This is a genomic window from Vibrio sp. MOR3, from assembly GCF_001557775.1.
GTDB lineage: Bacteria > Pseudomonadota > Gammaproteobacteria > Enterobacterales > Vibrionaceae > Vibrio > Vibrio jasicida.
The window spans coordinates 390,472-405,960 of sequence record NZ_LNRD01000001.1 but is presented as its reverse complement, the minus strand read 5'-3'; the positions used below and the strand labels follow the sequence as shown (position 1 = coordinate 405,960).

At 43.1% G+C, this 15,489-nt stretch carries 13 protein-coding genes; 12 read left to right on the top strand and 1 reads right to left on the bottom strand.

Annotated elements, in window-relative coordinates; genetic code table 11:
* Positions 1–26: 26 nt before the first annotated feature.
* Positions 27–1,205 (bottom strand): maltose/maltodextrin ABC transporter substrate-binding protein MalE, encoded by a 1,179-nt coding sequence (gene malE / locus ATB76_RS01780; RefSeq protein ID WP_038877780.1) that lies wholly within the window; start codon positions 1,203–1,205, stop codon positions 27–29.
* Positions 1,206–1,875: 670 nt separating this feature from the next.
* On the opposite strand from malE, the gene malK reads away from it, so the two are divergent.
* The 12 genes from malK (at position 1,876) to ATB76_RS01715 (ending at position 15,431) form a co-directional block, all read left to right on the top strand.
* On the top strand, positions 1,876–2,994 hold the full coding sequence (gene malK / locus ATB76_RS01770; RefSeq protein WP_038867207.1) for a maltose/maltodextrin ABC transporter ATP-binding protein MalK: 1,119 nt from the start codon (positions 1,876–1,878) through the stop codon (positions 2,992–2,994).
* A gap of 396 nt (positions 2,995–3,390) precedes the next feature.
* Entirely contained in the window at positions 3,391–4,791 is a 1,401-nt protein-coding gene (locus tag ATB76_RS01765; RefSeq protein WP_038867206.1) for an undecaprenyl-phosphate glucose phosphotransferase, read from the top strand.
* The gene (locus ATB76_RS01760; RefSeq protein ID WP_061034479.1) at positions 4,781–6,007 is read left to right on the top strand and encodes an outer membrane beta-barrel protein; all 1,227 of its coding nucleotides are present in this window, start codon (positions 4,781–4,783) and stop codon (positions 6,005–6,007) included. The genes ATB76_RS01765 and ATB76_RS01760 overlap by 11 nt, the downstream gene beginning before the upstream one ends.
* A 12-nt stretch (positions 6,008–6,019) precedes the next feature.
* Positions 6,020–6,553: a polysaccharide biosynthesis/export family protein gene (locus tag ATB76_RS01755; RefSeq protein WP_054755177.1), complete on the top strand. Its 534-nt coding sequence runs from the start codon at positions 6,020–6,022 to the stop codon at positions 6,551–6,553.
* Entirely contained in the window at positions 6,554–8,749 is a 2,196-nt protein-coding gene (locus tag ATB76_RS01750) for a polysaccharide biosynthesis tyrosine autokinase (protein ID WP_061034478.1), read from the top strand.
* Complete coding sequence (locus tag ATB76_RS01745) at positions 8,727–9,536, top strand: putative capsular polysaccharide synthesis family protein (RefSeq protein WP_038867200.1); 810 nt, start codon at positions 8,727–8,729, stop codon at positions 9,534–9,536. Before ATB76_RS01750 ends, ATB76_RS01745 begins: the two co-directional genes overlap by 23 nt.
* Before the next feature lie 2 nt (positions 9,537–9,538).
* Complete coding sequence (locus tag ATB76_RS01740) at positions 9,539–10,591, top strand: glycosyltransferase (protein ID WP_061034477.1); 1,053 nt, start codon at positions 9,539–9,541, stop codon at positions 10,589–10,591.
* The gene (locus ATB76_RS01735) at positions 10,557–11,816 is read left to right on the top strand and encodes an O-antigen ligase family protein (RefSeq protein ID WP_061034476.1); all 1,260 of its coding nucleotides are present in this window, start codon (positions 10,557–10,559) and stop codon (positions 11,814–11,816) included. Before ATB76_RS01740 ends, ATB76_RS01735 begins: the two co-directional genes overlap by 35 nt.
* A gap of 45 nt (positions 11,817–11,861) precedes the next feature.
* The gene (locus ATB76_RS01730; protein ID WP_038867197.1) at positions 11,862–12,692 is read left to right on the top strand and encodes a putative capsular polysaccharide synthesis family protein; all 831 of its coding nucleotides are present in this window, start codon (positions 11,862–11,864) and stop codon (positions 12,690–12,692) included.
* Positions 12,692–13,723: a glycosyltransferase gene (locus tag ATB76_RS01725; RefSeq protein WP_061034475.1), complete on the top strand. Its 1,032-nt coding sequence runs from the start codon at positions 12,692–12,694 to the stop codon at positions 13,721–13,723. The genes ATB76_RS01730 and ATB76_RS01725 overlap by 1 nt, the downstream gene beginning before the upstream one ends.
* Positions 13,724–13,731: 8 nt before the next feature.
* Positions 13,732–15,039, top strand: coding sequence for an oligosaccharide flippase family protein (locus ATB76_RS01720; RefSeq protein ID WP_061034474.1), 1,308 nt, complete (start codon positions 13,732–13,734; stop codon positions 15,037–15,039).
* 2 nt (positions 15,040–15,041) lie between these two features.
* A complete protein-coding gene (locus tag ATB76_RS01715; RefSeq protein WP_038867193.1) occupies positions 15,042–15,431 on the top strand; it encodes a VanZ family protein in 390 nt (129 codons plus the stop codon).
* Positions 15,432–15,489 lie beyond the last annotated feature (58 nt).

Genomic DNA, 15,489 nt, shown 5'->3' with positions numbered 1-15,489 from the left:
CCCTCCTTAAAAAGGGTATTACTGAATTATTTAGTCATTTGTTTTTCTGCATCTGCTAGAGCAGCATCTACAGTTTGACGACCGTCAACAACGTTGATGATAGCGTTCTTAGCAGCACCCCAGAATGCGTTCATTTGTGGGATGTTTGGCATGATTTCGCCGTTCATCGCATTGTCCATTGTTGCAGCGATACGAGTATCTGAATCTAGCTCTTTTTGGAATGAGTTTAGAGCAACCGCGCCTAGTGGCTTATCGTTGTTAACCATACGTAGACCGTCGTTAGTTAGTAGGTAGTTCTCGATGAACTCTACTGCTAGGTCTTTGTTAGGTGATGCAGTGCTGATACCAGCAGTTAAAACACCAACGAATGGCTTAGAAGATTGACCTTGGAATTTAGGTAGTGTTGTTACGCCGTAGTTCACACCAGACTTCTCGATGTTGCCCCATGACCATGGGCCATTGATAGTCATTGCCGCAGTGCCTTGGTTGAACGCAGACTCAGATACTGAGTAATCCATATCTGCAGAGATAACACCTTTGTCTACAAGACCTTTCACGAAGTTCATTGCGTCTTTCACGCCTTCGTTCGCAATACCAGCATCTTTAACATCGTAGCCAGTTGAAGTGTACTTGAATGCGTAACCGCCATCAGCCGCCATTAGTGGCCATGTGAAGTACGGTTCTTTTAGGTTCCACATGATTGCAGACTTGCCATCTTTCTTAAGTTTCGCATCTAATGCTGCAACCTCTTCCCATGTTTTAGGTGGGTTTGGAACAAGGTCTTTGTTGTAGATAAGAGATAGAGACTCAACCGCTACAGGGTAGCCGATCAGTTTGCCGTCGTAACGAACTGCATCCCATGCGAAATCAACGATGCCTTCTTGAACCTCTTGAGAAGGTTTGATTTCAGCAAGTAGACCAGCTTCTGCATAACCACCGAAACGGTCGTGAGCCCAGAATACGATATCAGGACCATCACCTGTCGCTGCAGTTTGAGGAAACTTGTCTTGTAGGCCGTCTGGGTGAGCCACTGTTACTTTGATACCAGTGTCTTCTTCAAACTTCTTACCAACCTCTGCAAGGCCGTTGTAGCCTTTATCACCGTTGATCCAGATAGTAAGTTGTCCTTCTTCGATGGCAGCGTTTGCACCGAAAGAGCCCAGAGCAACAAGAGTACCTAGTGCTGCAGCGCTTAATTTTTTCATGTTCGTATCCTTTTTATATTTTTGATGTAGGGCTAGTCCATTGAGGTTCAGCCGTATTTCGACATATATCATCTGAAATAATCCCATATGTCTCATCCTCCTAATCCCTACGCCCTTGCAATTATGACGTATTTTCGTGATCTGAATCGCCAAGGGTTAGAGACTCAAATCACAAAATGAATACTTCCTGTGATCGGTTTCAACTTTAGGTCACGCAATAATGTGATTTCCGCCCAACTCTCCCTCTACTCCTCCTTTTTGCCTCCTCCCCGCCTACTCCCCCTACAATTATTTCCACTAGGAGGATGTAGCAATGAGCACAATCTTAGAAACTGCAGTCATCCAAGAGTGGATGGTAAGAACCCTTTCCCAGCAGTACCTACCCTATAGGTTAAAAGATTTGCTGGTTTTGCATTGCCATACGAGCGGAATTGTCATTATTGGTGTTGTTTGTGGTAATTATTTCACGGGGGAGACAACACGAATAATGTGGGGGAGAGAAACTCGTATTTGGCTATGGTGGGTAACGCTCCTGTTCAGGACATTTTGGAGCGTTACCCTGTTTTTCTTACCAATCCCAATAACTTACCGATTCCTACTGTTACTGCTCGCTAGAAAATTCATATAATGATGAGCGGTGAAAAATAAAAATTGATCGAGGACGAGCTACATGGCGAGTGTCACGTTAAAAAATGTTTGTAAAGCGTATGGCGACGTACTGATTTCTAAAAACGTAGATCTAGAAATCCACGAAGGCGAATTCGTGGTTTTCGTTGGTCCATCAGGTTGTGGTAAATCTACCCTTCTACGTTGTATTGCCGGTCTTGAAGACATTACATCAGGTGATTTGTATATTGGTGACGAGCGCATGAACGACGTAGAACCATCCAAACGTGGTGTTGGTATGGTATTCCAGTCTTACGCTCTTTACCCACACCTAAATCTATACGACAACATGTCGTTTGGTCTTAAGCTGGCAAAAGCAGACAAAGCGGAAATCGACAAGCGTGTTGAGCACGCAGCGGAAATTCTTCAGCTGGGTCACTTGTTGGAGCGTCAACCAAAAGCACTATCTGGTGGTCAACGTCAACGTGTCGCCATCGGCCGTACGCTTGTTTCTCAGCCAAACGTATTCCTTCTTGATGAGCCACTATCAAACCTAGACGCCGCGCTTCGTGTAAACATGCGTGCGCAAATCACTAAGCTACAACGCCAACTAGGCTGTACCATGATCTACGTAACACACGATCAGGTAGAAGCAATGACAATGGCAGATAAAATCGTGGTTCTTGATGGCGGTTACGTTTCTCAGGTTGGTAAACCTCTGGAGCTTTACCACTACCCACAAAACCGCTTTGTCGCTGGCTTCATCGGCTCACCAAAAATGAACTTCATGAGTGTATTCATTGAAGAAGCCGAAGCAGAGCGCGTAAAAGTACAACTTTCTAATGGTGTGTCGTTCTGGATTCCAGTCGATGGCACAACAGTTAACCGTGGTGACCGTATGTCACTAGGTATTCGTCCAGAGCACCTCATTGAAGCAACAGAAGCTGACGCAGCAATTCACGGCGAAGTGATGATTGTTGAAAAACTTGGTAATGAGACTCAAGTTTACTTGAACCTTGAAGGTGCTGACGCAGATGTTATCTATCGCCAGCCAGACACGTTACCAGTTGATACGGGTGACAAGCTTGAAATCGGTATCCCAGCGCATCGATGCCACTTGTTCCACAGTGATGGTCGCGCGTGTCGTCGCCTACATAAAGAAAATGGCGTAGACGTAGAATAAAATCTCTTTAACCTTTGCTTGCTAACAATCCCTCTCATTCGAGAGGGATTTTTTTATTTCAAAACTATCGTATTAATTTCTCACCTTAAAAATTAATCCAATAGACAATGTTCATCGTCAAACATTAGTTACCTTATCTTACTCCCTGATTAGTACTTTTACCCACCAACCCCCAGTAAGTATTACGTTTTTCCTAACCTGTAAATATTAGCCTAAGGTCTAAATTTCATTCTTATTTCCACTTACCCAAACAATGCAAATTTTTAAACTTGTTTCGGATATATAAGGGCTCTAGCCCAATCTATTACACAAGCCTTAACAATATAAAGCGTTAACGACACGGATATTGAGAACGACACTCAATGGCGGTAGCGTGTCTAAAGGGAAACTTAAGTTATGAAACACAAAGGACTTATTCGTTCGCATGAGGTGGAGTTTGCTTTTCTATACCGCCTGATTGATCTCGTTGTCATTGTGTCATTTATGCTGCTACTCGTAATGAATGACGTTAACACCTCTATTGAGAAAGACTACGTAATCTTATCATTCGTCGGTAGCATCTCATTTCTGATCATGGCTGAAAGCGGCAAGTTATATCGCTCATGGCGTACAAGCTCGTTCAAAGAGCAAATCTCTATCACGTGCATATCTTGGCTCGTTACCTGTACCTTCCTCTTTATGGTTTTGTACTTCTCTCAAGTTCATCAACTATTTGATAAAAACCTATTAGTCGTTTGGTTCCTGCTTACACCCATCCTCCTTTTATCTTGGCGAAGCGTGTTTCGCGTCGCTTTAGCCTACATGCGTAAACTAGGCTACAACACCAGAACAGCAATCATCATTGGACAAACCCAACATGGTTTAACTTTGGCGAATGAACTAGAAAACCACTCTGAACATGGTGTGCTGTTCGATGGTTTCTACGACGAACGCTCAAAGGACCGATTACCTACGTCAGACTACCCAATCAAAGGCAACGTAAGTTTAGCGCTGGAACGAGCCAAACGTGGTGAGGTCGATTACGTCTATATCGCAATGCCAATGCATGCAAACGAGCGTATCGCGCTATTCCTCAATCAGTTTTCTGATACAACAGCTAATACTTATCTCATCCCTGATTTCTTCACTTATAACCTGTTGCACTCACGTTGGGATCAAATCGGCCAAGTACAAACTCTAAGCGTTTTTGATACCCCCTTCGCAGGGATTTCATCTTGGATTAAACGCCTAGAAGATATTGTTCTCTCTAGCATTATATTGCTTCTAATTTCTCCAGTACTGCTCGCCATTTCAGTCGGGATTAAGCTGACTTCAAAAGGCCCAATCATCTTTAAACAGTTCCGTTACGGGTTGGATGGTCGAAAGATTGCAGTTTGGAAGTTCCGTTCAATGACAACGATGGAACAAGGCAACGATGTAAAACAAGCCACTAAAAACGACCCTCGTATTACGCCTTTCGGTGGATTCCTTCGTCGAACTTCTCTCGACGAACTTCCTCAATTTATTAATGTTCTTCAAGGTACGATGTCAATTGTCGGACCTCGTCCACACGCGGTGTCACACAACGAAGAGTATCGCCAGATTGTCGATCGCTACATGCTGAGACATAAGGTAAAGCCTGGTATTACCGGTTGGGCTCAAATCAATGGTTATCGAGGTGAAACAGACACTCTAGATAAAATGGAAAAGCGCGTTGAATTCGATTTGGACTACATCCACCACTGGTCAGTATGGATGGATCTCAAAATCATTTTCTTAACCATTTTCAAAGGATTTACAGGTTCCAATGCGTATTAAATTCATCCCAATAAAGAAAGCTCCTGTCATCGCAGCTGTTACCCTCATCTCGGCAGGGGCATCGGCTGAACCGATGGCCTACAAAACAGACTCCGGCATTGAGCTTATTCCTACCGTTGGTTTGTTTTACGAAGGTAATGACAACATCAACAAAGCCGATAGTGGTGAGAACATAGAATCAGTCAACATATGGGGCGTAGAACCTGCTTTGCTGGCCAAAATAGAGCGTAATCAATACCGAGCAAACCTGCTCTATAAGCTGAGTGCTGGGTTTTCTTCTGATGATCAGAATGACTACGATGACCACACCTTTCAGTTTACTAATTTCTTTGAGTTCAATCGTCGCAATCATCTTGTTATCGATTATCAATTTCGAGCTCAACATGAAGAAAAAGGTGAGGACTTCACTGAGGGTCAAGGCTCCTTGCTGATTGATCCGGTTGAATTTCATCGCAATGACCTGAGAACAAACTATGTATTTGGTTCTGAGGGTTCAAAAGGAAGATTCGAAGCTGGCATTGGATATCGAGACAAAACTTACCAAAACTACCGTGAAGGCTTACCCGGAAAGCGAAGCTCAAAGACGAAGTACAACGACTTTCGTTCACCAAATGCCCATTTAGAATTTTATCTACGTGCAACACCGCGAACTTATTGGCTAGTAGGCACTCAACAAGCGAACACAGACTACCTGTCAGACAACCCTTCCTCACCTTCAAAAGACAACTATTCTGGCTTCTATTACACCGGAGCTCAGTGGGAAGTCACAGGTAAAACTAAGGGCATAGCCCGCTTGGGCTATCAGGTGAAGAGCTTCGACAGCGATGAGCGAGAAACCTTTGACGGATTGAGTTGGGACATTGGTTTGGAGTGGCTCCCACAAGAGCAAACCCTGTTTACGGTCAAAACCACCCAAGCGGCAGTTAGCCCTGACCAAGACGGCGATTACAACCTTCAAACACGCTACATATTAGATATAAAACACGATTGGAACAGTTACCTAACAACACGATTAGGGGCTTTGTACCAACAAGATGACTATACCGGTATCACTCGAAATGAAGATCGCTACGCCCTCTCTGCGGGACTCGATTACCACATAAAGCGGTGGGTTTTACTTCAAGCTGACTGGCGATATCAGGACAAGAATTCCAATTGGCAGAATTATAGCTTTGATCAAAACATTTGGGCTCTTAACGCTCGATTTTCTTTATAACAAGGAACGTTAATGAAACTTTTAACCACTTTGTTGAGTTTCGTACTCACCTTGTTCAGTGCTCCGACGTTTTCGGCTGCTAACGAACAGGATTACCAATTAGATACTGGCGACACGATTTCAATCCAAGTGTATGGCGAAGAAGACCTCACCATTAAAAATATCCTTATCACGTCAGATGGCTACTTTGATTACCCATACCTTGGGCGTATTAAAGCAATCAACAAAACACCAAAACAACTGAAGTATGAAATCGAGACTGGGTTAAAGGGAGATTACCTCATTAATCCAAAGGTGATGGTCACCATCAACAGTTTCCGATTGTTTTATGTCAACGGTGAAGTGAGAAAACCTGGGGGCTTTGAATATCAACCAGGATTGACCATCGAAAAAGCGATAGCACTCGCAGGTGGGTTAACGGATAGAGCTTCCCGTAAAGGCATCAACCTTACTCAACACAATACGGGTAAAACCGTGGAAAGTGTCAGCATGCAACGTTCTGTTGAACCTGGTGACATTGTATTTATCGATCAGAGCTTCTTCTAAATGACAGGCAATTCAATGAACGGAACTCAAGCAAATCATATCCCTTCGAATCACGTTGAGCTAATTCGGTTCGGGCACCACTTCAGAACCCTGAAAAAGAACTGGTTAAGTATTCTTGCTTTTACCATTATCTTTTCTCTCACCTGCACTTGGTATATCTATTCAAAGAAGTCGGTATACCAAGCAACGGCAACCCTACTCATCCAAGAAGAGCAAAAAAGCGCCCTCTCGATCGAAGAAGTGTATGGAGTTGATACCACAAAGAAAGAGTACTTCCAAACTCAAATCGCGATACTGAAATCCAACCACATCGCCGATAAAGTCATCACTCAACTCAACCTAACTAAGCACCCAGAATTCACCAGTGCTAGCGGTATCAAGCAGAAAATTGATGAAATAAAAGCGATTCCTTTTGTACAGGATTTACTGCACGTCGCACCAAACCCCAAGGAAACATCCCAACACAGCAAACCGTACTATCAAGCGCTACAAACTTTTAAAAGAAAGCTTGAGATTGAGCCCGTTCGCAATACCCAATTGGTGAAGATTCGTTTTCGCTCCACCGACCCTCAACTTGCAACCACCGTTGCAAACGCCGTCGGTCAGGCTTACATCGATGCAAATTTCGAAGCTAAACTGGTTGTCACGCAAAATGCGGCAACATGGTTAACCAATAACTCGCAGAAGTTAGAAGAACGCCTTAGAACCTCAGAGCAGGCTCTGCAAGAATTCTTGATGCAAGAAGGGCTAATCGACATTAATGGCATTGATGACATCTATGCTAACGAACTGGAAGAACTCAACCGAAAACTCAACACTGCTGTCAACAACCGAATAGAAGCACAAACATTAATTGAGCTCCTTAAGCGAAAGTCCTCACAAGATTTGGATAGCTTGTTATCTATTGATGAGTTTGCCAACCAAGCGCAAATACGCGATTTAAAACTATCTGAAGCACAAGCGGCGAAAAGCGTGTCGGAATTGTCACAACGCTACGGCCCGAAACATGATCGTATGATTCAAGCTCAGGCGCAGTTGACATCTATCCAAGCAAGAACGCAGCGACTGATACGTGAAATTTCTTTTAGTAAGCAGCAAGACTTGCTCGCAGCAAAGTCACAAGAAGATCTTTTACGAGCTGAATTGGATCGTAAAAAGTCAGACTTCCAAATGCTTGGATCTCAAAAAGCACGTTACGAGCAACTCAAGCGAGAAGTGGAATCCAACAAAGATCTTTACGAAGCGTTTTTGAATCGTGAAAAAGAAACGAACGCGACAAGCGATTACAAAAATGTCACTGCGCGATTTACTGACCCAGCGATTGTGCCACTCTTCCCTATCGCCCCACAGCGCATGAAGTTGGTTCTAATCGCTACTTTCTTCGGGTTTGCAATTGCTTGCGCGCTTGTGATTCTTTTAGAAACACTTCGCGAAGTCATTCGAACTTCATCTGATGTTCAAGATAAACTTGGCGTCACGTGCCTTGGTACCATTCCAAAGGTCAAAAAACGTAACCTCAGACAAGGAGGCGTTACCTACTCGGCTTATTTAGACCAAGATGAAAAACTGTTTAGTGAAGCTTGCCGCTCGGTAAGAACATCCTTGTTGTTAAGGCTTACGAATACCAATCAGAAAGTACTGCCTTTCACCTCTGCAATACCAGAAGAGGGTAAGACATCCACCAGCATCAATATGGCCGTATCCTTTTCAACGATGGAGAGAGTACTGCTTATTGATTGTGACTTGCGCAGACCATCACTAGCAAAACGATTCAATATTCCAGAGTCAAATCCTGGCCTCACAAACATCCTGACTATGGACGCCCCTTTGAGAGATTGCATTGTACGTAATGAAGAAGCGAATTTAGATGTACTGCCGGCAGGGATCATTCCACCTAACCCACAGGAGTTACTGGCATCAGACCGCTTCGATAAATTGTTGAGCCATCTAAAGGACAAATACGATCGCATCATTATTGATACGCCACCATTGCTGTCTGTTAGTGACGCCTTAATCCTAGGTCAACAAGCTAACGGTCTGATCACGGTTATCCGTTCAGAATCCACTAAAGCATCACTGGTTAGCATAGCGTTATCCAAACAAATTCAACACTCGATACCATCTCTTGGTGTTCTTATCACTCAGGCGAAATCTAAGGAAGGAGAAGCGCTTTATGTCCAAAAATACGCCTACTAATCATTCTATGCAGTGGTATCAGATTCTTAAAAGCCAAGAAAAACCGATCCTTATTTATCAGATGGGCAAAGTAGGTTCGAGCGCACTAGAAAAATCCATTCCAAACTCGCTTCATTTGCATGATTTGATGTCAATTGAAGCAGGAAAGCAGATTTCACCCGTGCGGGCACAACTCCATAAGCCCGTCACTAACCTTGTTAAACGCACATTAAAACGAGCTGTCATGTGCAATATGCTCAAACGTAAGGAACAAGTCCGTATTATTTCCTTAGTTCGTGAACCTGTTGGACGAAACGTCTCGATGTTTTTTCAGTCGTTACCGTTTTGGATGGCAGACAAGTACCTCAAAGATGACAGCGCGGTACGCTCTGAGCGTCCTCAGTTACTTCATGAAGCATTCGAAGAGCATGTTAATCACCAATATCCTCTTGAGTGGTTCGATAATGAAATCAAAGCACTGACAGGCATTGATGTTTTTGTTCAACCATTTGATCACCAACTTGGTTACCAGACTTATCAAAATCGTAATTTTTCACTCATGGTGGTTCGCATCGACAAGCTGGATCAATCGCAACAAGCGATCAGCGAGTTTTTGCAACAAGATGTAGAAGTTGTGCATGAAAATCAGGCCGACAATAAATGGTATTCACCGTTGATTAAAGAGTTTAAAAGCTCATACCAACCCAAACCTGAATTCGTCGAAGAAATGCTGTCCTCCAAGTTAACACAACATTTCTTTACCGCACCAGAAATCGAAACGTTGAAGAAAAAATACTTAACGGCTTAACCATGACAACAAAAATACTACACATTATCAATGACCTATCCAAGAATGGTGGTGCACAAAAGTTTCTCGTCGATCTCGTCATGGAACACGGGCCAGAGTATGAAATCAAAGTCCTAGTATTATGCGATGACAACGACTATTTGGATCAACTTTCCGCACAAGGAGTCGTTTGCTTCAACTGGCAAACACTCTCCCTTAAAGAAAGGTGGTCGGTATTGCGTTGGCCAGATTTAGTGCACGGCCATCTTTACCCCTCAATCTACCTTGCTTTATTGGCGTTTGGAAAAAAGCGTATTCAAACCGAACACTGCTCTTACAATCGTCGTCGCGACTACCCACTATTTAAATTCTTAGAATACATCCTTTATAGAGGCCATGACCTGACTGTCAGCATCAGTGAAAAAGTGCAAGAAGAGTTGGTTAAGTTTATGCCTCATTATCAACACAAATATCGTGTGGTTCACAACGGAGTAGACCTTGAACGCTTCCCGATGAAGGTGAAAACTGAGAGCCAACTTGCTCAAAAAAGCGTGATTAACGTCGGTATGGTTGGCCGACTGCATGAACATAAGGATCATGAAACGCTTATCCGTTCTGTTGCACTATTGCCTCACAATTATGAGCTACACCTTGCTGGCGATGGAGCAAAGCGACATGAATTAGAGTCGTTGTGCCAACAACTCAATATTGTAGAACGTGTTCATTTTCATGGCGTAGTTTCTGATATCCCCGCCTTTCTTTCTAATATGGACGTTTATGTCCAGTCATCACATATTGAAGGCTTTGGTCTTGCTGCGGTCGAAGCGATGGCGGCAGGTTTGCCTGTACTTTCTTCTGATGTACCCGGGTTGGATGAGGTCATGGGTAACAAGGAATATTTGTTCACTGTCGGTGCGTCAGAGCAGTTAGCAGAAAAGATCGCTCAACTATGCAACACGATCGGACTCTACGACCACGCCAGTGAATATTCCGTGAATCGTGCCAAGCTATACACAATCGATAAATTCCGAGATGGTTACTATGGTCTTTACCAGCAACTCTGCACCAGCAAGTAACCGTGTGTCGCTGCTTGCTGCGATTACCCTAGCTCTATTCTTCGTGCCGATAAAGGTTGGATTAGGAGGGGTTACTTTAGCACCATCAGATATTGCGAGCTTGCTGTCGCTGGGGTTTGCTGCACTGGTTGTCCTTGAAGGAAAAGCGCATAAGTTGTTCCACCCTGGAATTGGATTCTTGCTGTTGTTTACCGGCTACGTGTTTGTTAATGGCATGCTGAATCGCGTACCTATCTTCCCCTTAATCACAGAGACCGTTCAATGGGTTGCAATACTCAGTTTATTGGGGGTGTTATACGCCTATGGTGTATTTAGCGATGAACGAGTGATGGTGTACTTCACCTATTGCTTGCTGATCATTTGCGCTCTCGTCGCAGCGTGGCACTTTGCGCAAGGTTACCACAGCGGTTTTAAACTTCTTGGCGTCAGTAAATACGCTTTTGGTGTTCTTTGCTCCCTTCTCTATTTATATCGAGCACGAATCAAAGCTTTCCCTGTTTTAATGCTGCTTGCTTTTGCTCTACTGCTCATGTCGCAAGAAAGGAAAGCACTGCTAGGTTTCTGTTTGTTAGTCTTCATCGACCAGCTTTTTATTAAACGATTAATCCGTCAAACCCTCAACGAAACGTATGCATGGACGGTGTTACTCGTTAGCACTTTGATTATCTTAGCGACGATATCCGCCGCACTCTATTTTGGGTTTGAACAATTGGCGGATAAGCTTGAAATAACCCAAGAGGACATTCTGTTCGCCAACCAAAGTGAGGCTCGCTGGGTTTCCAATTTACACCGTAAATTACTGTTGGCAAACGGCCTCGACATCTTACTTGAGCATCCTATTTTGGGCGTCGGAGCAAAGATGCTGCCTCATTATATGATTCATTATTTCAACTACGACGAGTTGGCTATTTATACCCACAATTTCATTCTCGACACTTCAATAGAGTATGGCTTACTCGGCATTGCCTTACTATTTGGTGGTTACTTCCACTTTATGAAGAAATGCTTCAAGACATTGAAAGTAAACAGAAAAAGCTTATTGCTTTCTATTTACGCTCTGGTGATGGTTTTTTTCGTCGCGGTGAATACCACCATCATTTTAATACTTTTACTACCCGTCATGATCAGCAAAAAACGGCATTATAGTCGTCAGATAGAACCTCTTAAACAACCTGATCATAACGATCAAACTGAATTACCGATTCCGCCTATAACCAACAACTAATCACACCGCGGAACAACGAATTTAAAGTTATCAAGGATAGGATAAATGAAATATTCAATCTCTCGACAATTTGAAAAGAACCGAGAACTTCAAGCAGACAATTTTGTGTTGGTTTATCAAATGGGCAAAGTAGGTTCGTCCTCAATTGAACACACGTTAGGTGAACGAAAAATCCCGAGTTACCACATTCATACTTTTGATGATCATGAAGAATTCCACATGTATCACAACAAAAAGGACGTAAGTAAGTTCTTTGATTTTAAGAACCGCACCATGTACCGCCTAGTACTCAACAAGCGTAAGCGCATTCTACAAAAGCGTGAACATATTAAGATCGTTACGCTAGTTCGAGATCCTATCGCGACAGTATTTTCTCGTTTTTTCCAAGACTTACACCTCCAATTTATTGAAGGGAAGAAAAATGATGCCATCCATCGAGATATGGATGTTACGTATAAGCACATCGAACATTGTTTCGATAACTACATCAATCTTAACTACTTTGCTAACTGGTTTGATAACGAACTGAAGCGCAATTTCAATATTGATGTTTTACGTCAAGATATTGATAACACGAAACCGTTCTATACATTCGACAATGAGAAAGCGAGTGTCATTCTGATCAAATGTGAGCAACTTAGCTCTCTAGACCAAGAAATCGGTGAGTTTCTTCAGCTTGACAAATTCGTGCTTAAAAACAGCAACGAGGCAAAAAACAAATGGTACTCCAACATCCACCAATACTTTAAAGAACGTTACGATTTCTCAAAGCTTTTCTATATGTATGACCTCCCTTTATACCGCCACGTTTACTCTGAGCAAGAGCGCGAAGCATTCAAAAATAAATGGAAGCAAACACCAGGGACAAAGTCATAATGAAAAAAGTACTACATATTACCGAAGCGTTCGGTGGTGGTGTTCAAACAGCGCTATACAGTTATGTACATTCCTCCCGCGCCGAGCCTTACGAACACTCCTTACTTGCTCGTGCACGCTCAAACGACATGACTAATGAATCCAGTAATCACGTATTCAAGCAAACAAAGTGGGTTGAAGGTGGCTTATGGCAGTTTATGAAAGACGCCAATGCGCTTATTGCTGAATTAAAGCCAGACATTGTTCATTTGCATTCAAGCAAAGCCGGCTTCCTAGGGCGATTCTTGAAACTTGGTCGTTCTCGTCTAGTCTACACGCCACATTGCTATGCATTTGAACGTGAAGATATTTCAAATGTTTCCCGCAACCTCTACAAAACGTTAGAAAAAATATCACTCAATAAGATCGATGTTGTAGCAGGTTGCAGTCAAAGAGAATGCGACCTCGCAGTAAGTATCGGAGCTAAACGTGCGGAACTACTGAATAACTACGTCACTTATAACAGTGAAACACGCGCTAGAAGCCCACAAAAAGACAAGCTAAAACTTGTTGTGCTCGGTCGTGTTGCACCTCAAAAAGACCCTCAGTTTTTGATTGAAACTCTCGCCTCCCTAGAACCAAACCACCTAAATCGAGAGTTCGACATCACTTGGATTGGTGGTGGTGATATTGAGCTCGAAGATCAACTACGTGAGATAGGGATAACGGTCACTGGAATGATTCCACGAAATGAAGTGGTCAACTTGCTGAAAAGTTCAGATATGTATCTGCATACCGCTGCTTGGGAAGGCATGCCTTTGACCATTTTGGAAGCGGCAAAATTACACCTACCTATGGTCATTCGATCAATCGGTGCTACTAAAGATCTTAATTATCCATTCTTAGCACAAACCCCTCAAGACATGGCGAAGCAGCTGACACACTGCATTAATCATTACCATGACATTGACTTCAACCAGTACACGGTCGGTTTAAATGAAGCGTTCAGTGAAGAGAAGCAACGCTTAGCGCTGAACAGTATCTACAGCTAAGGTTTTTTATGCTTCAATCGATTAATCAAAAACTTCAAAACTTGCCAAGTGACAAAAAGCAATTTTTCTCACTTGGTGCTGCAACGGCGATAGTGAAAGCCCTCGCCGCTTTCTTCGCTTTCTTGTTGACCCTCGTGGTTTCAAGATATTCAAACACGACCACAGCGGGTCAGTTTTTTTATCTGTTTAACCTTGTCTCATTAGTCGCAATCATTGCTCAGCTCGGTTTTAATATTTCGTTAGTAAAATTCAACGCAATCGCATTTAAAAATCAAAACCGTCACGGGCAGAGTAACAATTACCGAATCGCACTTGCCCGCAGCTTGCTCTTTTGTGTCGCCGTTTGTTCTTTGCTATATCTAGCCTTTACAACATTTCCTGAACAACTCAATACGACTCAAGCCTCGAATTTCTCTTTAGCGCTTGCCATTATTGCGATTCCTCTTCTCGTTATTGGCCAAACCAACAGTCGCGTCCTACAAGCATCAAGAAAAGTCATTACTTCTCTGATTGCATTGCAGCTTGGCGTAAGCTTTCTAATGGTGGCTTTGATTATCTTTGCCAAAGACGTTTATCCAATCAGTACCGACGTGCTAATGGTGCTGTTTTTAGTCGCTACCACCGTAGTCGCTATCCATTCAACATTAAAATGGCTTCGCTCAGGTGAATACCAACACGGAAGTACCAAACATAATCAGGAACTTACCTATTCAGCAAATCAGGTTTGGGTTGGCAGTATTTTCACTAACCTCGTTCAGTGGGGAAGCCTCGTCATTGCGGGCTTTTTTATTTCGACGTCAGATCTCGGTTTACTTGCAGCAGCACAAAGAACCTCATTGTTGATTGGCTTTGTTCTTGTCACCATCAACTTTGTTGTTGCGCCTATGTTTGCCTCACTCTACAAAGAGGGCAAAATGGACCGACTACGCAATCTAAGCCGCCTTGCATGTCGAGCAAACATTGGGGCTGCGATTCTCCCCGTCATCATTTGTGTGTTATTCCCTGAATTCATCATGCAACTGTTTGGTAAAGAGTTTATTGCTGCTGCACCTCTATTATTGGCCTTATCTCTGGGGCAATTGATTAATGTCGCGACGGGTTCCGTTGGTTTCTTACTGTTAATGAGCGGCCATGAAAAGACCATGAAATACATCACCATTGTCTCTGGTGTTATTTCCATTGCGCTACTGATTTTACTTTCAAATGGTTACGGCGTTCTGGGGGCTGCATGGGCTATGGCGATAGGGTTAGCCATTCAAAACTTGGCGGCTCTTTATTTTGTTAAACGTCACCTAGGCTTCTTTCCTGTGGGGTAAATATGACCAATACAATTGCTCGACTAAGCTTCGCTGCGGTACTGTTGTTGACGGTGTCTTTATCACTTTGGAAAAGCTCAGATATAGACCACAGCGTTTATCAAGAACTGGAGAGCTATGTGGGCGGCTCCAGTACATTACACTTTACGTTCAGTCTTTTAATCGGATTTCTCGCCGTATTTAATTTCCCTAAATGGGTAAGCGCAACAAAAGCGGACATGTTTGGCATCCGCCTTCTTATATTATTGCTTTGCATTGTATCGTTAGAAGAGCTCAGCCAGTTGTTTATCGCCACTCGTTCATTCGGTTTTGAAGATCTTAGTACTAACTGGATAGGTATTATCTTGGGCTATTTCTGTGCCAAGTTTATAAAGCTCTTTGCTAATCATTAGCTTTTTAGGCCTATTCATCACTCTAAAATGACAAACTACACGCCTGTCCTCCACAGGC